Raw genomic sequence first — 22,571 nt, forward strand, 5'->3', positions numbered from 1 at the left:
CACCGCGCGCACGCGGAGCGAATTAGATGTGTAGAAAGGCGCCTCAAGGGCTGCCGTCAGGGAAATCATCCACCGGGCTGAAGCACAGAAATAACGCACATTAAGCACAGACGTGCGGTTCAGCACCCAGACAAGAGCGTTTGAAATCTCAAACGAATCCTAGGGCCGATGGGGGTGAAGGACAATAGGCTGTTCGAAAAAAAGAACGAAAAAGCCAAATTTGCCCGCTTTTTCTGATCAGCGTAGCCGATGCACGCCTATGCTTATGAAAACACCGGCAAATCAGCAGCATGGACGCCCGCATTGCATATGAGTATCATGGCGCCCGCGTCGCACCAGTAGCTCAGCTGGATAGAGTACTGCCCTCCGAAGGCAGGGGTCGTGGGTTCGAATCCCGCCTGGTGCACCATCTGCAGAATCAAAAGCCCCAGTCCTCACGGATTGGGGCTTTTTTGTGGCAAGCCCCCTCAGGACCTGTAAGGGGAAAACTCAGCCAATAAAAAACCCTGAGCAGTATCAGCACCGAAGCGCATCAACCGGCAGGGGCTGTGTTGCTAATGCAATAGGGAAAGGGGGCCTTCCCGTGAAACCCGTCGTTGGCAGGTATTCAGTGGTCGAGATCGACCTCAAGTTGCTCAGGGGCTGGCTCAACATCACCTAATGACTTCACTACAAGCCCGCACTTCTGAGCCTTGGAATAAAGCCCCGCATCATGAGTCCACACTTCATCCGCGTTGGTTGCAAGAGCAGTAGCAATAATCTGGCGATCAAAGCGTAACTTGGCTTTCGTTGCTGCCGGATCGAGCACCTTCAGTTCACTGTCATCGACCATACGGGCACATTCGACCGCAGCGATCTGATCAAACGATACGATCTCGAAACACGAGAAGCCGTTTATGACATCGAGGTGGCTCTGATGAAAATTCCGATCAATGCCAACCAGATACTCAGCCAGTGCAGGTGTTGGAATCAGCACCGTCCCGCCTCTTGAATCGACTAATTCGATTAGGGCCTCAGCCCTAGCCCCCGGCCTGTCAATATTGTGACCAGTGGCGGGATCAACCAAGACGATACCGTCCTTTGCATTTCCCAAGGCTTGGACGAGAACGTTGGTATCGAGAACTATACGCACCTCATCCCCTTAGGTCCTGAATCGCTCCATGAGGATCATCCATCTCGCTCCAGGTGATCCCACCGAGTTCTTTGAGCTGGGTAACCGCGCTACGCAAGGAGGTTTTTTCAAGTTTCTCGTAGGATTGAATGAACATTTTTCGCAGTCGCCAGCCACCATGCGGCCGACTTTCCCACTCCCCTTTTCCATGGACGCGGACGTACTTGAACAACAGCTTGCCCAGTTGTTCAGCCAATGCTGTATCGGCTTCACAAAGAAGAGTTTCGCCGCCAGCGCCCTCAAGCCGAACAGGAACGGTCTCGTCTTTCCCACCTACCACATACAAGCGACCTTGGACGCTACCCTGCTTGATGACAACCATGGGGGGGGGAGCGGCCTTGGCCTTTGGAAACTGAAGAATGTTCGCATCCGCTGCTTGCAAGACACCATCCACTCGATCTTGCTCCATCAGTGCAGATAGCTGCAGGTAAGCTTTTCGTGCGCGCTTAGGGCCAATTCCCTGAGCGGCTTCCCGCACTCGGTTCAAGACGTGGGGATACTTCTCATCCTCCACCCACGTATTCAGGCAGACACAGCCTTCAGTGACAGAGTCAAAATGAACATTATCTTGCGAGCCGAAAAGCTCAGCGAGCTCACACAGATAATCCGTCAAGCGAGCCATTGAGAGCTTGCCTGGGTCGGTTCCGTCGAGTTCGAGCATCAGCTTTTTCATACTGGCGAGTATAGTTCCGCTCAAATGATCCTGCTACGCCTGCATTTGTAACGCTGTGCCCGGCTCAACAGCCTACAACGCTACCCTGCCAGCACCATCGACGCTCCGACTCACCACTTCCAACAAATCCGAACCTTCTCGCAGCAGCAAATACGCCGCGTTGGTAAATCGATACAAATCCCCATCGTCGATGCCCTTGATCGTGACCGAAGTGATGCTTTCCAAAAGGTCGGTCCCGGCCTTGATGCGGCTGAGCGCACTGTCGATCAGCATTGCAGTGGGCATCTGGCTGTCGATCAGTAGGACAGGGCAGTGGGGATTGTTGGTTTGCAACGGTATGTAATGCGACATGAGCATGACTCCTTGTCAGATGAATCGATAAATGAATGAAGCGCGCTTCAGGCGTCCCGAAAGAGCTTGGAGACTCCGCCCCATCCGTCATTCAAACCAAAATACCTGAAATTCGGATATCCGAAAAGCAGATATAGCGTGGCAAAGCGAATCTCAATGGATGCAGCCATGACCAAAGCTATTTATCGACGCGAGCACGAGGTTTTTCTACAGGTACTCAAGCGCATGCGCATCGAATCCGGGCTGACTCAGGCACAGTGTTCGACAGCGCTGGGCAGACCGCAGTCATTCATGAGCGATGTGGAGCGAGGGGTGCGAAGGCTGGATACGGTTCAGTTGCGGGATTTGTGTTTGGTTTTGGGTACGGATTTGACGAGCTTTTCAGCTGACTACGAAAGGGCGCTCAAGGTCGAATGATCCATCAGCTTCTGGGCCCGCTAGCATTTCAAATGTCTAGGTCGTGGATCGTAGCCCCGTTCATTTATGGCTTGCGTAAGCCATTGTGTCGGGGAGCTTGCCCCCCGCTCGGCTGTAGGAGCCGCCGAGCGAAGCGAGGCTGCGATCTTTGCGCAGACACTTGAGTCTCAAGCGAAATATCAAAAAATCGCAGCCTTCGGCAGCTCCAACTAGGTCGACTTTTAGGACTCCGAAGGCAGGGGTCGTGGGTTCGGACCCGTCTGGTGCACCATATAAAACCTAAGCCCTTTCGTTTTTCATGTGTCCAAAATGTGTCCATTCTGTGCCCCTCTAAATTGGCACCGGAATGTATCGACACGACTTTGACCACTGCCCTTATCTGCTGAGCGTTGGTGGGCACTAATGGCTTTTATAAGGGCTATCGTTGCAAACTTCAGCAAGTTAGCTGTGATCACTATCAAGCTGTGTCGCATGAAGTGGAGCAGCCGTATCGAGCTGCCATCTGCTTGTCCAAGTACTGCTTCAACTCAAGACCAGTCTGGCGCATGGCTGTGTGCATCGCGGGTAGATGTGCCGGTGGATTGAGCATCCCGCAGTCGTGAGTCTTATCGTTGTAGCGCGAAATAGTAATCGTCACGGCGGTGTCCAGGTGGCGTGCATATGCTTCGCCTATATCACACAACACATCGAATTCAGCGGTTTGGATGAGTGCCGGCGCAAGCCCCTGAGCTTCGATGTCCGGCGGCGATAGCGCTGCACACTGATTGTCTAGAAGTGGCCAATGTTATGGGGGCGGAACGGGTCTGTTCCTCGTATAACCCTGCATCGCACAACCGTCGCCAGGCCTGAGGTGTAACCCCGATCTGGCGGCGGAAGGTCCGGATGAAATGAGATTGGTCACAGAATCCGTGGCTGTGGGCGATGTCGGTCAGCGAGGAGTCGGTCGTGAGCATGATCTGTCGAGCAGATTCGATGCGCCGACGTGCGACGTAAACCAGCGGCGTTACACCAAAAGTATTTTTGAAAGCATGCGAGAAGTAGCTGACGCTCAGGCTTAGAACCGCAGCCATCTGACTTGTGCGTATTGATGAGTCGAGGTTAGTGTCGATGTAGTCAACCACACGTTTAGTTTGCCAACTGGATAGGCAGCCGTGGCGGCTTTTTAACGGGCTATCGCTCTTTTGCATCATGACCAGGGCACGGGTCAGGCATAGACAAGCTGAGTCACGATCGATGCTCAGGTGCGCTTGAGCCTCGCTAAGCAATTGCATGACGCCATCATACGTTTCGTCGGAAATACAGCGCTGAGTCTGGCTGTCTACTGCGGTTGCCGGGGTAACGGCATGCAAGGTGGCACGCATGGCGGTGCTCCACTGTGGATCTTTTGTGTCCGACGCCATGCTAGGCCGTGCGCTGATCGCGCATAAGACAACAATGGGGGGCGCGCGCCCCCCTCAAAAGTGGGGTATTAGACAGTGATGATGCCGCGCTGAATGCCGAGGGTGACCGCATGGGTGCGATTGCTGGCACCCAACTTGTCCATGATGCTTCTTAAATGCCCCTTGATGGTGTCCTCCGCGATCATGAGTTCCGTCGCGATTTGCTTGTTGGGCTTACCCATGGCGACACATTGCAGGACCTGGATTTCACGAGCGGTCAGGGAGCCACGGCTTAAGTGATCAGCCAGCTCAACCGCTATCTCTGCCGGGATATGGCGCTTGCCGGCAGCAATGGAGCGGATGGCATCCAGCAATTCCTTGCGCAGACTACTTTTCAATAAGTAGCCGAGCGCCCCCGCCTTGATTGCATGCAATGCCCGTACATCACCCCGATAGGTGGTCAGGATGGCAATGCGCGCGCCAGGAAACTCGGCGCAAATGGCATGAATCGCCTCGATACCATCCATCTCGGGCATTTGTAGATCCATCAGGGTGACGTCCGGGCGCAGCGAGCGAAATAGCTGAAGCGCTTCGCAGCCATTGGTCGCCTCGCCGACCAGCACTATGTCTGATTGGGCTTCAAGGACGGCCGCTATACCCTCGCGCAGCAGAGGGTGGTCGTCGACGACCAGCACGCGTATCTGTTCATTCTCCGGATGCACGCTTAGGGCCTCAATTGAGTCAATGCACGTAGCCACTGGCTGCGACGTCGCGGGATACGTCGGTAGGCCGTTGATGCGGGTACAGTCAGTTGAATTTCAGTGCCATTGTGGGCCCCTCTTTGAATAGACAGCCGGCCGCCTATTTTTTGGGCCCGCTCCAGCATGCCGTGTAAGCCCCAGTGATCGGGGCGGATATTGGGCGGCAGATACTGTGGGTCGATGCCGCTACCATTATCGCCAACGCTTAGCTGAAATGCGTGCCGGGTGTAGACGATCCGGATGTCCACGTTCTGCGCATTGGCATGCCGAAAGGCGTTCATGATCGCTTCACAGCCTATCCGGTAGCTTTCTTCTCCGACTATAGGGTGCAGCGGCAGTGGCGTGCCGTGGCTGTTCAGGGTAAAGCGCGTACTGCCTTCCAACTGCAGCTCACTCGTGACAGCGGCAAATGCATCGATCAGATTCAGAGCTGGCTCGTTCAGATCGCGCAGGTTACTCACCCGCTCTCGTGCCTCCACCAAAACCTGATCTGCACGGTCTAGCGCTCTCTCCATTTTGCATCGTGCTGGATGAGTACTGGGGATTTGCTCAGTGGCCGCCTGGAAACTCAACATAAGGCCCTGCACACCCTGGAGCAGGGTGTCATGCAGTTCACGGGCGATTCGCTCGCGCTCGGCATGGCGTTCCTCAAGACGGTCACGCAGATGCTGGGCTGAACGGCGAACATTGAACCGATGCAGCATCCACAAAATACTCGCCACTGTTAGACCGCTCAACATTATAAACAGTGGGGTGCGGTAGAAAACGGGTCGAATACTGAAGCTGAGCACGGCCTCCTCGGTGCTCAGTATTCCATCCTGATTGGACGCTAATACGCGGAACCGATAATCCCCAGGACCGAGCCCCGTATAGATGGCACTGCGTTTTGAACCCGCCTGCTGCCAGTCGGTGTCGAACCCCTCTAACAGATAGCGAAAGTGCAAACCTTGCATGCCTGAGAGACTCAGCGCGGCATAAGAGATTTCGATTCTCTGTGGCTCTGCGCCCAGTTGTGACAACTCACTTGGCCGGGGCTCCTTACCATCGACATTGAGTGATTGGATGACTACCTTGGGGGCCGCTTTACTCTGCACATAGCGAGTCGGATCAATCCAGGTCACGCCCTTACTGGTGCTGAACCATAAACGTCCATCCGTACTACGCACTGCAGTGGGTAATGGGAGTACTTGGTGCGGGTCATTGGCCAGGCCACCAATCACCTCATAGCTTCGGTAACGTATCGGGTATTGCGGGTCAGCGATGGCGCGCTTTACCTCACGAGCGGTCAACTGATAAACCCCGGCTTTGCCATGGAGCCAGAGATCATAGCTCCCCTCACCTTCTGGTTCTCTGGGAGGTACGGCTAGAATCGCGTAGATATTGTCGAACAGCCCATTGTCCGGTAGGTGAAGGCTGTGGAAGCGCTCACCATCGAAGAAGGCCACTCCACGCTGGCCACCCACCCAGGTGAGGCGGCCCTGATGCAGCATCGCCGTGACATGACCCACCTTTAAGCCTTCGTCTGCTCCCCAGTGTCGTTGGACCTTGTCGTCGTGGGTCACAATCAGATTATTGCGGTAGCCGAACCAGAGTCTGCCAAGCGGATCGGTGGTAGCGGTGACAGGCATTAACTGGCTTGGGTCAGCATTCGGCGGCGCAACCATTGACCAACGCCCGCTTCGAAGAACGAACAGCCCCTTGCGGTTGATCGAAACCCACAGGTTGCCCGCCTGATCGAGCGTCATCGCACGGACGGCTGAGTCAAGCCCATCCTGGGTCGGCAATGACGCAACTCGTTCGATTTTGTCGCCTTGCGCACGCCAGATACCCCTGCTGCCAGCCATCCAGATATCACCGTTAACATCACTGAAGGCATTACTGATCGGTGCCGGTATATCCAGAGTGGCCAATCCGGTACTGCTCAGGCGCATTGCCGGTAGGTTGCTGGTACCTGCCCAGACACTGCCTGCCGCACCGGCAACCAATGCCAAATTCTGGGCGTTGTGTGGAAATGCGGCCGAGACCAGAGCGCTTGGCCGAAAACGGTCTAGCCCGGCACTGGTGCCCACCCAAATATTGCCGTCGACATCTTCGAGTAATGGGAGAACGATATCTGCACTCAAGCCATCCTTGGCCATGAACGCTTCCTGGTGACTGCGTACGTCAGTTATCGATAGAGCACTGAGGCTGGCAGAGGCGTGTACATAGCGAACGCCTTTACCGCTGGTGCCCACCCATAGCGCCCCCGTGCTGTCGAATAACAAACCATTGGCACCATCGATGACGGTCACCTGGGTAGCCGCATCCCCTTCGTTTGGCACGATTCGGCGCAGTGAACCGCCATACCGCTCTGCCATCCAGATGGCCCCATCTGGAGCCTGAGCCATATGACTCACCCAACCCACCGCAATGCCTGCATCGATAAACGCTTTGGCACCTGACGGCAGGTAGAAAAGTCGATCTTCATTGGCTGCCCATAGCGTGCCATCACGGTCGACGAGCACAGCACGGGCATTTCGCCCCGGAAAGTTCCATTCGGTACCGATACGTTGCCACGCGTTACCGTCAAAACGCGCCAAACCATCGTTGGCGGCGATCCAGACTGCGCCATTGCGATCCTTGGCGATGCTATAGATCACCCCGCCAGGCAACCCACCACTGACTGGGTAACGGGTGATGCCTGTGTCGGTGATCAGGCTAACGCCGCCTGCACGCAGGCCGGCCCACAAGCCTTCATCCTCCGCCTTGAGTACGGAAATGATGCCCAGCGGCTTGCCGTCTGGCGGGATGTATCGCGCGAAGTCCAGGCCATCAAAGCGATAGAGCGAATCGTTGGTTCCAAGCCAGAGATAACCGTCTCGGGTCTGAGCCAAGGCCCCGACCTGATTGGGGCCTTCATCAGCGACGGTCCAGCGGTGGTGCTCCAGCTTGTCCAGTAAGTAGTCGGCGGCCGTGACGGTCGGACTGAACCATTGCAGGCCAATCAACAGCATATAGATTGCCAGCGCCGTGCAGGTGCGCCAGCGATTTCCTGGGGTTGGCTTCTGCTGTTTGGCTGGGGAAAAGCCCGATACGCTAATCACCGCGTGAACCTGAAATTAATCAAAAGCGACCCAGTTGAGTTTGCGCCCATTCAATGGTGTAGTCAGCTATTTGCTCCCAACCGGGTTCGGCGATGAGCCAGTGGCTGTGCCCGGCAAAGCATTTGAACGAGGTACTGGCCGCCGAGCGATTGTATTGCCGATAGTTCGACGTCACCAGGCATGGCCGTATGCTGTGATCGTTCTCGGCGGCGATCAACAGCAGCGGTGCTCTGTGGTCATTGGCGAAGTCGACATATGTGCCAATACCGAAAGCCGCTTCAAAGAACACCCGCCCCGGTGCGGGCACGATATGGCTTGCATGTAGCAGAGAAAGGTCCTGGATCGCCAAAACCCGAGTCAATGGTTGGGCAAACTCTCGTAGCGGGAAATACATCACTCGCTTCCAACTGCCCCACGCCATGCGCATGGGGATCGCCTTGTAGAGGATGCTCAAGCGAGGCATTAACCCACGAGGGGGCATCGCGGTGATCGATATCCCGGCACAGCCAAGACCACGATCCAAAAGTATTTGTACGAGCAGGCCACCCAGCGAGTGGCCAATCAACAAGGGGGGCTGAGGCATGCGCCGAATCAGCGCTGCATAGTGCTCAATTATTTGTGTGATCCCAAGCCTTGAGAAGTCGGTATGTGGCGCCTCGCGCAGCCTCTCTGGCGGGCCCTCCGATAAGGGCCAGGGGGGTGCAACGCAGGCGTAGCCACATGCCCGATAGCGGCTGGAGAAATGATCCCAGGCGGCGGCAGACAGCCATTCGCCATGTATGAACAGTACGGTTGTATTCATCCCTGATCCCATGCGCTCAGGTGTGGGACTTAGTGGGTGCCAGGTAGTGGTGAATGCGTATGGCCACCCCGGCAACCTGGAACTGGCGAGCCGCAGCCTCGGTGCGTTGTTCAGCGCGGGTCACCCGGCCGTGATGGCGCATATGTTCGAGCCAGGACTCATCAAAGAAGAATTCCAGCCAACGTTGCGGATGCTCACTGTCCTGGACCAGTCCCCAGGAAAAGGCACCATTGCGCATTCGCATGCGGCGTACATCCTTCATGGCAACGAGAAACTGTTCCGCTTGCGGCGGATCAATCTGGTACTCAAGGGTGACCATGACCGGTCCGCGCTCCTGATCCTGTTCCTCGCTCAGAATAGGAGCAGGCCAGTGCAGGGACGGTGCCAAGTCTTCGGCTTCGGTCACCGGCAGGTGGAAGCGCAGGGTCAGCACGATGCCCGCCAGCAGGAGCCCGCCAGCGATCAGCAGGGTGAGGCTGATCGACAGGTGACTGGCGACCAAGCCCCAAAGCGCGCCACCGGCCGCCATGCTGCCAAAGAACACCAGGATGTATACCGACAACGCCCGCGCCCGGACCCAGTTGGGTACGGAGGTCTGTGCCGCCATTTGCAGGCTCGACAGCACGGCGATCCAGGCCGCGCCACTGATCATCATCACCGGTATCAGCCAGTACAAGTTGCGCACCCCGGCCAGGGCGGCAAGCACCAAGGCGTAGAGCAGGCTGGAGCCGGCTACCAGGTGATCGGGTTTCACCGCATCACGGATGCGCGGCAGTAAAGTCGCGCCGAGCACTGCACCGATGCCGACGCTGCCGAGCAGCAGGCCGAAATCGCTGGCGCTGCCGTTCAGCTCACCGCGCACGATCAACGGCAGCAGCGACATGCCAGCACTGGCGCCGACGAAGAATGCCGCCGACCGCACCAGCACCGCTTGCAACGGCTGGGAGCTGCGGCTGTAACGCCAGCCTGCGCGCATGGCCCCGAGCAGCCGTTCCGCCGGGAACAGCGCAGGTGCCTGTTCGCGTTTCCAGGTGTACAGCACCGCCATCACCGCGAAGAACGACACGGCGTTCAGCGCGAAAGTGGCCCAGGGGCCGGTGAGGCTGACCAACACCCCGGCAACCGCCGGCCCGATGGCCCGGGCGACGTTGATGCCGAGGCTGGACAGGGCGATGGCCGAACCAAGGTCGCGCTTGTCGACCAGTTCGGGCGTCAACGCTGACCAGGCCGGCATCATCAGCGCCGTTCCCGCGCCCATGCCCAGGGTGAGGAGCAGCAGCAGCGAGACGGTCATCATGCCGTTGAGCGTGAGCAGAGCCAGGAGCATCGCCACCACGGCCATCCACACTTGCACCTTGAGCAGGTAGCGACGCTTGTCGACGATGTCGGCCATGGCACCGGCGGGAAGAGCAAGAAAGAACATCGGCGCGGAGCCTGCAACCTGCACCAAGGCAACGTGCATGGGGCTGGCTGACAGCGTCGTCATCAACCAGCCGGCCCCTACCTCGTGCATCCAGGTGCCGATGTTGGAGGCGATGCTGGCCAGCCATAGCCAGCGGAAAGTGCTATGGCGCAGCGCGCTCCAGGGGGAACGCTTTTCGATAGCCGTCTCCATGATCAGAAAGCGAAGCAGGAGCAGCCGAAGGCGCCCCAGAAGCCTTGGTAGTCACTGATGGGTACGGATGACCGGCGCACCTTGTCATGGCTGTGCGCATGCACCGCGCAAGGGCCTGAGCATTGATGCACCTGAGTCAGCAGCGGTGAAGCGGGACGCCAGTGGCCGGGTACCTTGGCAACCGGTGACCAGTCCGGCATGACCGGAAGGCTGGGGGGCGACAGCTGGTCGAACTCCGCGGCACCATAGACCACTTTGCCGTCGACGATGGTCAGCACGGATTCGATCCACTTGATCGCCTCCTCCTCGACACTGAAGAAGTCCGCCGACAGGGCCGTGAGATCGGCCAGTTGCCCGACCTTGATCTGGCCCTTCTTGCCTTGCTCTGACGAGAACCAGGCACTGCCATGGGTAAAGAGCTGCAGTGCGGTGTCACGTGAAAGGCCGTTGGGGTAAAGCTCCAGCCCGCCAACGGTTCGGCCGCTGACCAGCCAATAAAGCGAGGTCCAGGGATTGTAGCTGGAGACGCGGGTTGCATCGGTTCCCGCACCCACGGGTACGCCTTCGGCCAGCATGCGTTGAATGGGCGGGGTCTGCTCGGCGGCCTTGCTGCCGTAACGGTCGACGAAATACTCGCCTTGGAAGGCCATGCGGTCCTGAATGGCAATGCCACCGCCAAGGGCGCGTACCCGCTCGATATTCTTCGGGCTGATGGTTTCAGCGTGATCGAAGAACCATGGCAGGCCGTTGAAGGGAATGTCGCGATCGACCCGCTCGAACACATCGAGCATCCGCGAAATGGATTCATCGTAGGTCGCGTGCAGCCGGAACGGCCAGCGCTGCTCCACCAAGTGACGGACCACGGGCTCCAGGTCCTGCTCCATAGTCGGTGCAAGGTCTGGGCGAGGTTCGAGGAAGTCTTCGAAATCTGCGGCAGAGAACACCAGCATTTCGCCGGCCCCGTTGTGCCTGAAGAAGTCATCGCCATCGCCAGGCTTGACCATGCCGCTCCAGTTCTTGAAGTCGGTCAGCTCTTCCTTGGGCTTCTGGGTGAACAGGTTGTAGGCGATGCGCACACTCAACTGGTTGTGCTTGGCCAGCTCGCGGACCACCTCGTAGTCGTCGGGATAGTTCTGGAAACCACCGCCAGCATCGATGGCACTGGTCACGCCAAGGCGGTTGAGTTCGCGCATAAACTGGCGTGTCGAGTTGACCTGGTATTCCAGCGGCAGCGTTGGTCCCTTGGCCAGGGTCGAGTAGAGAATCATCGCGTTGGGTTTTGCCACCAGCATGCCGGTGGGTTCGCCATTGCTGTCGCGGACAATTTCTCCGCCCGGCGGGTTCGGCGTATCGCGGGTATAGCCGACAACGCGCAGTGCCGCCCGATTGAGGAGGGCGCGGTCATAAAGGTGCAGGACGAATACCGGCGTATCGGGTGCGGCCTTGTTCAATTCCTCCAGGGTCGGTAGGCGGCGCTCGGCGAACTGGAATTCATTCCAGCCGCCCACCACCCGCACCCATTGCGGAGCAGGTGTGCGATCGGCCTGCTCTTTGAGCATCCGTAACGCGTCGGCGAGAGATGGGACACCCTCCCAGCGCAGTTCCAGGTTGTAGTTCAGACCACCACGAATCAGGTGCAGGTGCGAGTCATTGAGACCTGGTATCACCGTGCGCTTTTGCAGATCTATAACTTGTGTCGCCTCTGCGCGGACCGCCATGACCTCTACGTCGCTGCCCACGGCAATGAATTTTCCGTCCTTGATGGCGACAGCTGTAGCGTGTGGCTTTTCCCGATCCACGGTGTGCAGGCGGCCGTTATAAAGGATCAAATCGGCTTTCATGGAACCTCCCGGGGAGTTGGCGAAAGAGGTGCCGGCGGAGCCGGCAAAAGGCAGGGCAGACCAGAGTGCTCCCGCGGCCCCGAGAACTGAGCTGGTAGCGAGAAACTGGCGACGGCTTTTGTCTGACGGATCCTCACTCATGATCATTCCTCGCGACGTTGTGGGTTGAGCCAGGCAGCTAACCACCGGGGCATCATTGGCATGAACAAATAAACCACCAGCAGCACGATACTCAGCATGTCCACCACCGCACTGACGGGATAACGGGATAACCAGGCAATGCCGCGTACGGCAGGAACCTGGATGACCAACGTTGCGGGTTATGTTTGCGCAGGACTCGGCGCGGAAATTGTATGAATGTGTGGTTTTGGGACGGCACTGCTGCTGTGTGAGCCAGGGATCAAGCAGGGTTTAGTAGGAGGCTTCAGAGGCAGTACTGCGCAGAGCAAAGAACGGCGTATACCCAGGGTGTACCCGCTACCGGAGTCCATTGATTTGCAGTCGGGTCGACCTGCTGGGTCGACCCGGCAGCGGTCAGATATTCGCCGCGACAGGTTCCAGCGTCGGCCCGTGTGTGACGCGCTCTGGCGCCTTGTGCACCATGGTGTAGGCGTAGTCGACGCCCATTCCATATGCACCAGAATGCTCTTTGACCAATGACATGACGGCGTCGTAGGTGTCGCGGTTCTTCCAGTCACGCTGCCACTCCAGCAGCACTTGCTGCCAGGTAACCGGGACAACGCCAGCCTGAATCATGCGTTGCATGGAGTAATCATGCGCAGCTTGGCTGGTGCCACCCGAGGCGTCGGCCACCATATAAATTTCATAGCCGGCATCATGCATCGCTGACAGCGCGAAGGTGGTATTGCAGACTTCGGTCCATAAGCCCGAGACGATCACTTTGTTACGGCCATTTTTTTTCAGCGCATCGCGGACTTTCTGGTCGTCCCAGGAGTTCATCGAGGTACGCTCAAGGATCGGTGCTTCAGGGAAAACAGCCAGCAATTCCGGATAGGTATGGCCCGAAAAGCTTTCTGTTTCGACCGTGGTGATGATGGTTGGAATCGAGAAAATCTTCGCGGCCTTGGCCAGGCCCACGGTGTTGTTCTTCAATGTCTGCCGATCAATGCTTTGTACACCAAATGCCATTTGCGGCTGTTGATCGATGAAAATCACTTGGCAATTGCTGGGTGTCAGCACTTCGAGTTTTGGATTGGTCATTTCGATCACCTGATGTGTGTCGCGCGTGAATGCTGATGATCGCCATGGCTTCAGCACAGGGCTGCAACCATGGCGACGTCTTAGAGAGAGGCCCGTTTTGAGTAGGCCCTCAGTCCCTCAATCCTTCTGAAAGGCATCGCTACTATCTCCAGAGTGGCCGCCTGAAAATTGGACAGGCTTACGGTTCTGGAACATTTATGCGGTCAATGGATTGCTTTTACAGGGATGGTCAGCATTCACGTGCGTCGGCCACTATTGATCTATGCCTGCCAACCATTGGTCCAGCAAGACGGCCCCGGCTTTCTCGAGATCGTTTGCATAGCGCTTTGCATCGCGACGCAAGGCAACGGGGTCGATACCTGACGTGGCCAGCTCACTGGCATGCCCCAGTAACCAATGCTCGAATCGTGCGCCCCTGACTTCGGGATGAAACTGCAGACCGAGGACGTTGGGCCCGCGAGAGAACGCCTGACTGCGACAGAGCGGGGTGGACGCAAGCAGGCTACAGCCTTGCGGCAGGTCGAAGGTGTCGCCATGCCAGTGCAGAACGGGCACGTTGCGCAGTGCGGCGAGGGGCTGATGTTCAAGGGCGGGCGTCAGGTCGAGGGCCGACCAGCCGATTTCCTTGGCCGGCCCAGGATAGACGCGCGCACCGAGAGCTGCCGCCATCAACTGCGCACCGAGGCAGATACCGAGCGTCGGTCGGTCAGCCGCCAGGCGTGCTCGCAATAGCTCTAGCTCGTCGGTGAGGAGCGGATAGCTGGCGTGATCGTAGACGCCAATAGGGCCACCAAGGACCACCAGAAGGTCGGCATCAAGCGGGTCGAGCTGGCCGAGGTCGCGCTCTGCCGCTTCGACGTACTCGATGGTGTAGCCGGCTTTGCGCAGGGGCGCCTCAAAACTGCCAAGGTCTTCGAAACCGACATGGCGGATGGCTTGCAAGGTACGCAGGGTCATGATGAGCATTCCGAAACAAAGGAGGACCGCGCGGCCCTGGCCATGAGAATGTGTTCGAGGTCCTTCAGGGCGGCCGCTGCGGTGGCGATCGGCTCCACACCGCAGCCGATCGCCAGCGTCTCACCCATCGCGTCGCTGCTAATACGGATCGCCTTGTTCTTCCCGCTTACGAGGGCGAACGGGTCGGACAGCGGATAGGTCTTGATGCCGACGCTGGCGCGGATCGCACCGTCGGCGCGGGTGAGGCTGCCGACCAGCTTGGGAACGAGCCCCTTCGCGCGCCAGGCCTCGATGCGCTCTGCCGTGACCGACTGAATGCCTTCGACCACCAGGTCGTCCATCGTCAGATCGGCACCAAGACCGAAGTTGGCGAGCAGCAGGAGCTTGCAGGCGGTATCCCAGCCTTGCGTGTCGTTGCGCGGGTCAGCTTCGGCGAAGCCTCCTGCCTGCGCTTCACGCAACGCCGCATCGAAGCCAAGGCCCTGCGTGCTCATGGCGTCAAGCAGGTAGTTGGTGGTGGCGTTGAGGATGCCCTCGACGGCGAGCACCTTGCAGCCGGCCAGGCTATGGTCGAGCAGGTCGAGTGTCGGCAGGGCGGCGGCCGCCGCGCCACTGAGTTTGAGCATCGCCCCCGAGGCCTGCGCGAGTTCGCGCAATTGTCGCCCGCTATGGACCAGGGCGCCCTTCGATATCACGATGCAGTCCTGGCCGGCCGCCAGCGCCGTACGAAGGTAGGCAAGACCCGGCCCGCCGCTGCGAAAATCGCTCGGCCCGGCCTCGATAAGAACGTCTGCGCCGCTCGCCATCACGAAATCCGGTCCTGACAGACCAGCCTGCAGGGCATCCAACTGGTTCGCTTGCAGGCCGTTCGCGTCAGCCAGGCCTGCACGTGATCCGCACACCGCCACCAGGCGAACGTCCACGCCGTAAACCTGGCGATAGCGCTCACGCCGGGCCAGCAGCAGGTCGGCTGTGGCACGCCCCACGCCGCCGAAACCAGCGATGGCAACCTTGAGTGTTTGCATGAGTTCGCTCCTTTCGCGTCTACCTGGCAAACAGATTATTGATGAAGTGGCGGACCGCCACGCCATGCCCGCCTACCGCGTTCGCCGGTACGGCGCCGGTTCATTGGTGAGTGGGATCATCGTATCCAGCAACAAGCCTCATAAAAAACTATATGTTCTGATCATGAGCAAAAGAAAAAATTATCAATCGTCATGATCACGGAACTTCGTCCCTGATCGCTATGGCACGCCATGACACATTCAGCGCCGCAGGTGATCGGGTCCACTCGACTGCCGTGGCGGGTGTTATCGAATGCTTGCAGGGCGCAGGTGTGGTTAAGGCGTTGTAGGGTTGTGAATCGCCCCGACTTTCTAGGCACCGTCCAGGCCAGTGATCAAAAATCGACGGGGCGAATCTCGTTTTTTACTCAACGCTTTTGCAACACCTCCAACCGCGCCGGCAAATCCTCCTCGGGAAAGCGCTTATGCAGCGCAAGCAGCTTCTCATCAGCCGCCTTGGTATCCCCTGCCTGACGCAAGCGCAGGATTTCCAGCAGTTCCTGCTCCAGCGACGGCAGTGCCACGGGCGCGCTTTTGCTCATTCTCGCCGCGGGCTTATCCGCAAGAACCTGGTCAGTGCTTGCCTGAGCGCGGGCCCTCTCGCCTTGGGGCGCCAGCCGGGCTATCGGCGCGGGAGCAGGCATGGCGGTCGGCGGTGCAGCGGCGACGGGCTCCTGCTGATTGGCGGAAAACTCCATCGGCGCTGGCGAGGACAAGTCGCCTTGGGGCACTGGCGAGCGCAGCACCAGGCCGATCATCAACGCGACACCGGCGAGCGTGGCAAATGCCACCTGCCAGCGTGGCCGTTGGCAGGCCTGCAGCCAGCGTTTCCACACGCTCGGCGCGGGCGTCGGGGCTTCGCGACGGGCGGCGGCCAGGATGAAGGCATCCAGGGACGCGGGCGGTTCGCCGCTGGCGTGTTGGCGAAAATGCTCGATGAGCCTTTCGTCGTCGGAACCCGGGGTCTGTTTGGAATCAATCATGCAGGTACCTCCTCGGCCAGCAGTCGATGCAATTTCTGCTGGGCGTAACGCAAGCGGCTTTTGACCGTTTCCAGCGGGGCGCCGGTCAGGGCGGCGATCTGCGGCAGCTCCAGATCGCCGTGCAGGCGCAACAGGAAAACCTCCCGCTGGTCCTCGGGCAAGGCCTGCAACGCGGCGTCCAGGCGAACCTGATCGCGACTCAGGCTCAACTGCTGTTCGGGGTTGCTGGTGTCGTCGGGCTGGACATGAACCTGCTCGTCGTAACTGTCGTGCAGCGGGTTGCGGACACCGTGTTTGCGCCAGTGATCGATCAAGCGGTTGCGGGCAATCTGGAACAACCAGGTACGAAAACTCGCCCGCCCTTGTGGCTGGGTAGAGCTGCGGATCAGGCTGAGCCAGGTGTCCTGAAAGATTTCCTCGGCCAGTTCAGTTTTGTTGCTCAAGGACACGAGAAAACGGTAAAGCCCTTGGCGATGGCGGGCGTACAGGGCTTCGAAACAAGCCCCGTCGCCATCACGGTAACGGGCCAGCAGCGATTCGTCGCTGGGACAATCAAGCGGAGCGGGCATGTGAGTGACGAACTCCTTTGCGGTCAACACAGTTCTGGCAGCGGACAAGCGAATACTGTGGGAGCGAGCCTGCTCGCTCCCACATTTGATCCTCGAGGTCAGGATCAGCGTTCAAGGCTCTGCGCAAGCTCCACCAACTGCACGAACTCCGAGCGCAGCCCAAACGGATCATCACCCCGGGCGGAACGGGCCAATTGCGCGGTGTCCTTCAAGCTCATGGTCCCAGTGTAGCGGCCATCCCCCTTGAGCTGTTGGGCGAAGGCGGCCACAGCAGCCGAGAAGCGCAAGTCATCGCTGGCCTTGTCATTTTTTCGCGTGCTGGCGACAGGGTGCTCGATCAAACGGCTGCTCCCGCCTTCAGCGGGCTTGTAGCGCACGCGCAGCATCGCCAGTTCCCCTGCCTTGCCGGCCAGCGTGGGGGGGCTCGCATACCGCAACGGTTCCAACCAGCCCTGCTCACCCACCGGAACAATTTCATACAACGCGGTCACCGTGTGCCCAGCGCCGATTTCGCCCGCATCAACCTTGTCGTTGTTGAAATCTTCACGCTTGAGCGCGCGGTTCTCATAACCCAACAGCCGATACTCACTGACCTGGGCGGGGTTGAATTCCACCTGCAGTTTCACATCCCGCGCCACCACTGCCAGGGTTGAACTGAGCTGGTCCACCAAGACCTTGCGCGCTTCAAGCAGGTTGTCGATGTAGGCGTAGTTGCCGTCACCGGCGTCGGCCAGTTGCTCCATCAGGTGTTCGTTGTAGTTATCCACACCGAAGCCCAGCGTGGTCAGGGATACGCCGCTTTTACGCCGGTCCACCGCCATTTGCTTGAGGCTTTCGAAGTCACTGATCCCCACGTTGAAGTCGCCATCGGTGGCCAGCAGGATGCGATTGATGCCTTTGTCGATAAAGCTTTCCTGAGCCATCTGATAGGCCAGCTCGATACCCGACGCACCGGCGGTGGAACCGCCGGCGTCCAACTGATCGATGGCGTTGCGGATCTTGACCTTGTCCCGGCCCGAGGTCGGCTTAAGCACCACCCGGGATTCGCCGGCGTACACCACCAGAGACACCCGGTCCTGCTCGCGCAACTGATCCACCAGCAGTTTCAGGGTGCTTTTGACCAGCGGCAGGCCTTCGCGCCGGGCCATGGAACCGGAAACGTCCACCAGAAAGACCAGGTTGGCCGGCGCCAGATCCGCCACGGCGCGATCGCTCGCCTTGATGCCAATGCGCAACAGGCGGGTGTGAGGGTTCCAGGGCGACGGGGCCACTTCAGTGGTCACGCCAAAGGGAGAACCGTCAGTGGGCAAGGCATAGTCGTAAGGGAAATAGTTGACCATTTCCTCCAGTCGCACGGCGCCTTCGGGCGGCAGGCTACCTTGATTGAGCAAACGTCGCACATTGGCGTAGCTGCCGGTGTCGACATCCGCGCTGAAGGTCGAGACCGGCGTTTGGGCAACGCTATGAATGGGGTTGTCCGGCAGTTTTTCATACTGCTCGCGGGGCTCGGCGCGGTAATCCCCCGCGATAGCATCGCTGCGCACCCTGGGCGAAGGCATCGAAGCCGGGGCCGCCATGCGCTTGACCAAAGGCTGGTGCACGAAAGCGACTTCGCTTTGCCGCACGGGGCCGGGGGACGCAGGCGCCGGTTCGGCCGGCTTGGCAGCCTCCCGGGACGAAGACAACCCACAACCGGCCAATGCCACCAGCAAGGTCACGGCAAAGCCCTGAGCAGCAGGACGTAGAAATGAAGGAGGACGGGACATGGGCTGAACCTCGTGAATGAATGATCCGTTCACAGGGTCAGACGGGAGGCACTCGTGGTTCGGGTTAACGACCACGAGTTTTTTTAGTACGCGGGCCAGCAAAGCGCCGCGGGCAGGACTAGCGGGACGGAATGGCCCGCAGGTCGTCGGCAATAAAGCCGCTCAAGTTGCCGGTGTAAAAGCGTTCGACCTCGGAGTTACCTCGGTTGGTCAGAGCACCCATCATGCTTCTCATGTTCTGAAGTTGCCCGATCGCGCCGCCCGGCATCAGCCCTTCGCGAGCCTGAGCAAAGTGCAATACCTCGGTACCGGCCTTCTTCACCTTGACCTGATAACTGAAATCGACACTGGCGAGGAACGTGCCATCGGCGACGATCTTGCTCATGAAGCCACCTTGAGTGTCTTGAATTCGTCGCGCGTAGACGCTGTTGACGTCCAGCAGATAGTCGGCGGTTTCCTTGCTGGAGGCATAACGATTGTCCTCAAGCAGGCGGCCGATCAGGTCGGTGTGCAATTGCTCACGGACTTTTTCGTCAGGCAAAAAGCGTTCGTTTTTACCTACGACTTCTACATCGAAGGTGTCGATCCAATAGGTGGCGGTTGTGGGGATCGTGACCGGCGTGGGGGAAATGTAGTAATCGGGTTTGGAGGCGCAGCCCGCCATAAGGCAGAGGGCCAGGCATATGGCAAAAAATCGCATGTGATTTCGTCCCTGAAAGGTGGCGGCATAGTGCCATCAGCATTTTACGGAGTTTGGCCGGCTTCTCAAGTTGTTTGGCGGCAGTGACGAATTGCGCCCGTGATGAGTGAATCGCTTTCACCGCAATGGCGTGTGCGGAGGACGCTCGCGAGCAGTCGTGAGGGAATTTATCCCTCCCACACATAACGGGGACAAATGCCCTCGCCATAGAGTTTGCGGGGCATCCTTCAGACCGCGCCTACAGCCCGGTTGCCGTGCTTGCGCCAAGCTACGCATCCTTGCGCCATTGCCTACAACTACGCCAGAATTCGCCCGCTTGTGCGCCTTGTCTCCGGGCTCTATCGTTTCCCTGCCACTGCCCATCAGTGGTCGGGTTTAGTAGCCCTGGTTGGAAATACATAATGGTTGCATGAGTCTCATCAGTCAGGCGTCGCCTGCATTTGATGGTGGCTGTGCGCATGGCGCCTTCGGGCGCGCCGGGCTTTTATGTATTTTCCGCCGGTCTACTAACTTGCGCACAGCTGCCACCCCCTTCGTTTAGTAGCGAGACGGTTGCGGCCTACTAGAAGGAAAAATGCATATGTTCAAGATAACTCCGAACCCTCCAGAAACTGACTCAACGTCTACCCATTCCGGTCGCAAAAATAAACAGCACGACGAAGCCGCCAAACGCGCCTTGGATCACTATCTGCTACCGAAACCGGAAAAATCCGAAGATGCATCCAAACCGGGCCAGCTCTTCACCGTGGCAAAAAACGCCGACAACGAATGCCTGCTCGCCAACCTCAGCGAAAACCTGGCATCCGCCGACGCGATGATCAGCAATCTGGCTTTCGATCTCGAAGGCCCCCGCCGCCACATCGCCCTCGGTATCCAGCAACTGATCGAACTGAGTTCATTGCTCGCGAACCGGGTGCTGGATAACGTCGATCCGCGATAACAACCCATCCGATATCAAACCCGACGTCTTGCGTCGGGTTTGTTGTATTGGCATCTGACAGCAGCTTTCCTAGCGAACCTGTTTCATTTCATCACTGGGCTGCGCTCTCCCAGCTAGCTTGTCTTTGATACTCCGTGCGCGCACGGCAATAACTCGGGACTGAGCTTCGTTTCGATGCATCGCGTACCGTCATCAAGCAAACAGCCCAAATACTGACTATTGACCCTCGTCTGCCATCGGCCAAACGCAGCCGATCAGCACCACCAGAAATCGGCGAATATCTGCCCTTCGCTTCGCCTATCGGCCACAACCCCAGTCATCATGGCTACTAGCCCTTGAAGTTTTTCGAAAATTTAAGATTGAATCTGTTAGGACTGGTGATGGCTTTGGACAGTCTCGTGCCGCTGCCGATTCGTTTGAAGTAGCTGATATCCCTTTTCATGTACTTGTCCAAATCATCCCAGTCCGGCGCACGTCCCAACGAGCTCGCGGAAAAATCGTTCTCCTCCAGTACCCGCAGCATCTCGGGGTAGCGCTGCTTGTAGAAATCCCAAGCGGCCAAAAACTTAGTGCGGACATGCGGCACTTGATGGTTACGCATTTGATTGTATATATCTTGGAGAAAACGAACCTGCCATGTGACGTAAGGGGCAATATCCCCCATATGCATCTGGTAGTCCTCAACAGGAAAATGGCCACCGGTATGTTTATTCAGTTGCTCCAATGAGCGGTTGAGATAGACGAAGGAATAGTCAGCATTGAACAGTGCCAAGCGGAAAAATTGGTTGTACTTTGCGCACTCGTGGTCCATGAACAAGCCAAGCGACGGAATATCCTTTTCAGCCAGATATGCTGAGATCAAGGCAGTGCCATAGAAACACTCAACGTGCTTCAGATCGTAGTGGGAAAAATCGCCGGCCACGAGGGCCGCGCGGAAGTAGATATCCTGACCGGTAAGCCGGTGGTGTAAGTCCTCGGCGAACTCCGTGAGGTACCAGACTAGATATTCCCTCTCGGCGTCGTTCGAGGCCGGCTCAATGTTGTAGACCAGAACCGTGTCTGAGAAAACGACGGTCTTGAAGCTGTTATGTTTGTGTACATTCAGGCTATCTAGAATCGAATAGATGCGCGCTACCTTCCTTGGTTCTTCGCGCACCATATTGGTAAAGCCCAAAATATCTATGTAAAGGAGAAATCGGTCCGTCATCCCAAGGTTCCCTGTTTCACTGGAGACGGGCATCATCGTCAGTTTTGAGCCGTTTTAATAGCCCTCCGTGCCGCTCACTATGGCTCCGTGATTTCAACAAAATCGGTTCAGCGTTGAGCGCCTGAGAGCCCGTTTTGGGTCGGCACCTGTCCTTTACGACAGGCAGCAATGGGCCGTCTCCGGCCGCTCGTGAGCGGCTGCAATGTCTCTAAGGAGATACAGTAAAAATCCCGTCTATAGTTGTTGAGAATCCTCATCGTTTCAGTCCTTGAAGGAATAAATGATGGCAAGCCGAGACAGAATGAATTGGGAGATGGTAGCCGCCATCTCCGCAGTGGCGGCCGCTTTTATAGCATTAGGTCTTGGGATATGGGATAGGATTGAAACCAGATCCGCAAATGCTAATTCGGTAGTACCACTACTTTCCACCAAGCATCCGATTGTCGTAGTTGACGGTGTGAAACAAAGATCGCTCACCATAGTTAACGATGGCTTGGGACCTGCAAGGGTAGAAAAAATTGAGTTCACTGTAAACGATACCGGGAAAAAGATATCCGTCAGTGATATGAAATTGATATTTTCAGAATTCGATCTTAATGCACAACAATTTTCTCGCTCTTCGATGTCACTTCCCATTTTTTTGCGACCAGGCGAATCTCTTGTATTGTTTTCTTTTAAGTATCCTGAATCGCAATCGGCGAGAGACAAGATTGAATCCATCTATATCAAAATGCTATGCCAGCTTTCTTTGCATATTGAATACAGGTCTCTTTATGATGTTCGCGACATATTAGACGAGCAGCATCTTTTCCCTGAAAGCTGTAAGTAATGAATGATGAACTGAGATGTATTTTTCGGAGGCGGAAGTCGCCGCTGTCGAGAAAGCAGCAGAAACAATGGCGATAACTTTAGCAATCTAACCTTTCTGTATAAGCTTCCATATAATTTAGGACTTTGTACGACTTTAAGAATATATTTTCACTAGACTTAAATGTAGTAAAACTTTATGTCACATTAAACATCGAGGATGGGGTACAAGACAAAGTCCCCCCGTCGACTGACCCTGCTCGT

General features: G+C 57.5%; 22 protein-coding genes and 1 tRNA gene. 5 read left to right on the forward strand and 18 right to left on the reverse strand.

The annotated features are described in order from the left end of the window. Nucleotides 1-332 precede the first annotated feature (332 nt). Nucleotides 333-409: transfer RNA gene (locus tag AAIS01_RS25025), tRNA-Arg, on the forward strand. Nucleotides 410-607: 198 nt separating this feature from the next. Here the strand turns inward: AAIS01_RS25025 and AAIS01_RS25030 are convergent. The 3 genes from AAIS01_RS25030 to AAIS01_RS25040 all read right to left on the reverse strand — a co-directional run bounded on the left by AAIS01_RS25030 (nucleotide 608) and on the right by AAIS01_RS25040 (nucleotide 2,195). Further along, a complete protein-coding gene (locus AAIS01_RS25030) occupies nucleotides 608-1,132 on the reverse strand; it encodes a type II toxin-antitoxin system VapC family toxin (RefSeq protein WP_343471154.1) in 525 nt (174 codons plus the stop codon). A gap of 1 nt (nucleotide 1,133) precedes the next feature. Beyond that, nucleotides 1,134-1,832 (reverse strand): hypothetical protein, encoded by a 699-nt coding sequence (locus AAIS01_RS25035; RefSeq protein ID WP_343471155.1) that lies wholly within the window; start codon nucleotides 1,830-1,832, stop codon nucleotides 1,134-1,136. A gap of 84 nt (nucleotides 1,833-1,916) precedes the next feature. Continuing rightward, nucleotides 1,917-2,195, reverse strand: a complete 279-nt coding sequence (locus AAIS01_RS25040) for a hypothetical protein (protein WP_343471156.1) — start codon at nucleotides 2,193-2,195, stop codon at nucleotides 1,917-1,919. A 168-nt stretch (nucleotides 2,196-2,363) separates the two neighbouring features. On the opposite strand from AAIS01_RS25040, the gene AAIS01_RS25045 reads away from it, so the two are divergent. Next, nucleotides 2,364-2,612, forward strand: a complete 249-nt coding sequence (locus tag AAIS01_RS25045; protein WP_192264258.1) for a helix-turn-helix domain-containing protein — start codon at nucleotides 2,364-2,366, stop codon at nucleotides 2,610-2,612. Between the two features lie 457 nt (nucleotides 2,613-3,069). Here the strand turns inward: AAIS01_RS25045 and AAIS01_RS25050 are convergent, their stop codons facing one another. The 10 genes from AAIS01_RS25050 to AAIS01_RS25095 all read right to left on the reverse strand — a co-directional run bounded on the left by AAIS01_RS25050 (nucleotide 3,070) and on the right by AAIS01_RS25095 (nucleotide 15,296). Next, nucleotides 3,070-3,348 carry an alpha/beta hydrolase fold domain-containing protein gene (locus AAIS01_RS25050; protein ID WP_343471177.1) on the reverse strand — a complete coding sequence of 93 codons (279 nt, stop codon included), beginning with the start codon at nucleotides 3,346-3,348 and terminating at the stop codon, nucleotides 3,070-3,072. Beyond that, nucleotides 3,305-3,973 carry a helix-turn-helix domain-containing protein gene (locus AAIS01_RS25055; RefSeq protein ID WP_343471157.1) on the reverse strand — a complete coding sequence of 223 codons (669 nt, stop codon included), beginning with the start codon at nucleotides 3,971-3,973 and terminating at the stop codon, nucleotides 3,305-3,307. Before AAIS01_RS25055 ends, AAIS01_RS25050 begins: the two co-directional genes overlap by 44 nt. Before the next feature lie 107 nt (nucleotides 3,974-4,080). Then, complete coding sequence (locus tag AAIS01_RS25060) at nucleotides 4,081-4,686, reverse strand: response regulator transcription factor (RefSeq protein ID WP_431191947.1); 606 nt, start codon at nucleotides 4,684-4,686, stop codon at nucleotides 4,081-4,083. A gap of 29 nt (nucleotides 4,687-4,715) precedes the next feature. Then, complete coding sequence (locus tag AAIS01_RS25065) at nucleotides 4,716-7,835, reverse strand: sensor histidine kinase (protein ID WP_343471158.1); 3,120 nt, start codon at nucleotides 7,833-7,835, stop codon at nucleotides 4,716-4,718. Nucleotides 7,836-7,854: 19 nt separating this feature from the next. Then, complete coding sequence (locus AAIS01_RS25070; protein WP_343471159.1) at nucleotides 7,855-8,637, reverse strand: alpha/beta hydrolase; 783 nt, start codon at nucleotides 8,635-8,637, stop codon at nucleotides 7,855-7,857. Between the two features lie 16 nt (nucleotides 8,638-8,653). Then, nucleotides 8,654-10,252, reverse strand: coding sequence for an MFS transporter (locus AAIS01_RS25075; RefSeq protein WP_343471160.1), 1,599 nt, complete (start codon nucleotides 10,250-10,252; stop codon nucleotides 8,654-8,656). A 2-nt stretch (nucleotides 10,253-10,254) separates the two neighbouring features. Continuing rightward, nucleotides 10,255-12,093, reverse strand: a complete 1,839-nt coding sequence (locus AAIS01_RS25080) for an amidohydrolase (RefSeq protein WP_343471161.1) — start codon at nucleotides 12,091-12,093, stop codon at nucleotides 10,255-10,257. A gap of 534 nt (nucleotides 12,094-12,627) precedes the next feature. Next, complete coding sequence (locus AAIS01_RS25085; RefSeq protein WP_343471179.1) at nucleotides 12,628-13,314, reverse strand: hydrolase; 687 nt, start codon at nucleotides 13,312-13,314, stop codon at nucleotides 12,628-12,630. Between the two features lie 252 nt (nucleotides 13,315-13,566). Continuing rightward, nucleotides 13,567-14,271 carry a glutamine amidotransferase gene (locus AAIS01_RS25090; protein WP_343471162.1) on the reverse strand — a complete coding sequence of 235 codons (705 nt, stop codon included), beginning with the start codon at nucleotides 14,269-14,271 and terminating at the stop codon, nucleotides 13,567-13,569. Continuing rightward, the gene (locus AAIS01_RS25095) at nucleotides 14,268-15,296 is read right to left on the reverse strand and encodes a homoserine dehydrogenase (RefSeq protein WP_343471163.1); all 1,029 of its coding nucleotides are present in this window, start codon (nucleotides 15,294-15,296) and stop codon (nucleotides 14,268-14,270) included. The genes AAIS01_RS25090 and AAIS01_RS25095 overlap by 4 nt, the downstream gene beginning before the upstream one ends. Between AAIS01_RS25095 and AAIS01_RS25100 the strand changes: the two genes are divergently transcribed. Then, nucleotides 15,295-15,492, forward strand: coding sequence for a hypothetical protein (locus AAIS01_RS25100; RefSeq protein WP_343471164.1), 198 nt, complete (start codon nucleotides 15,295-15,297; stop codon nucleotides 15,490-15,492). The two genes, AAIS01_RS25095 and AAIS01_RS25100, sit on opposite strands and share 2 nt — an antisense overlap. Nucleotides 15,493-15,703: 211 nt before the next feature. On the opposite strand, the gene AAIS01_RS25105 is transcribed toward AAIS01_RS25100, so the two are convergent. The 4 genes from AAIS01_RS25105 to AAIS01_RS25120 all read right to left on the reverse strand — a co-directional run bounded on the left by AAIS01_RS25105 (nucleotide 15,704) and on the right by AAIS01_RS25120 (nucleotide 19,353). Continuing rightward, on the reverse strand, nucleotides 15,704-16,318 hold the full coding sequence (locus AAIS01_RS25105) for a hypothetical protein (RefSeq protein ID WP_343471165.1): 615 nt from the start codon (nucleotides 16,316-16,318) through the stop codon (nucleotides 15,704-15,706). Then, entirely contained in the window at nucleotides 16,315-16,887 is a 573-nt protein-coding gene (locus AAIS01_RS25110) for an RNA polymerase sigma factor (protein WP_343471166.1), read from the reverse strand. Before AAIS01_RS25110 ends, AAIS01_RS25105 begins: the two co-directional genes overlap by 4 nt. Before the next feature lie 104 nt (nucleotides 16,888-16,991). After that, entirely contained in the window at nucleotides 16,992-18,653 is a 1,662-nt protein-coding gene (locus AAIS01_RS25115) for a vWA domain-containing protein (protein WP_343471167.1), read from the reverse strand. Between the two features lie 118 nt (nucleotides 18,654-18,771). After that, the gene (locus tag AAIS01_RS25120) at nucleotides 18,772-19,353 is read right to left on the reverse strand and encodes a hypothetical protein (protein ID WP_343471168.1); all 582 of its coding nucleotides are present in this window, start codon (nucleotides 19,351-19,353) and stop codon (nucleotides 18,772-18,774) included. A 580-nt stretch (nucleotides 19,354-19,933) separates the two neighbouring features. Between AAIS01_RS25120 and AAIS01_RS25125 the strand changes: the two genes are divergently transcribed. Next, the gene (locus tag AAIS01_RS25125) at nucleotides 19,934-20,293 is read left to right on the forward strand and encodes a DUF6124 family protein (RefSeq protein WP_343471169.1); all 360 of its coding nucleotides are present in this window, start codon (nucleotides 19,934-19,936) and stop codon (nucleotides 20,291-20,293) included. Between the two features lie 328 nt (nucleotides 20,294-20,621). On the opposite strand, the gene AAIS01_RS25130 is transcribed toward AAIS01_RS25125, so the two are convergent. Then, nucleotides 20,622-21,500, reverse strand: coding sequence for a hypothetical protein (locus tag AAIS01_RS25130; protein ID WP_343471170.1), 879 nt, complete (start codon nucleotides 21,498-21,500; stop codon nucleotides 20,622-20,624). Between the two features lie 313 nt (nucleotides 21,501-21,813). On the opposite strand from AAIS01_RS25130, the gene AAIS01_RS25135 reads away from it, so the two are divergent. Then, entirely contained in the window at nucleotides 21,814-22,329 is a 516-nt protein-coding gene (locus tag AAIS01_RS25135; protein ID WP_343471171.1) for a hypothetical protein, read from the forward strand. The last annotated feature ends 242 nt before the right edge of the window (nucleotides 22,330-22,571 follow it).

Source organism: Pseudomonas halotolerans (genome assembly GCF_039581215.1).
GTDB lineage: Bacteria > Pseudomonadota > Gammaproteobacteria > Pseudomonadales > Pseudomonadaceae > Aquipseudomonas > Aquipseudomonas tehranensis.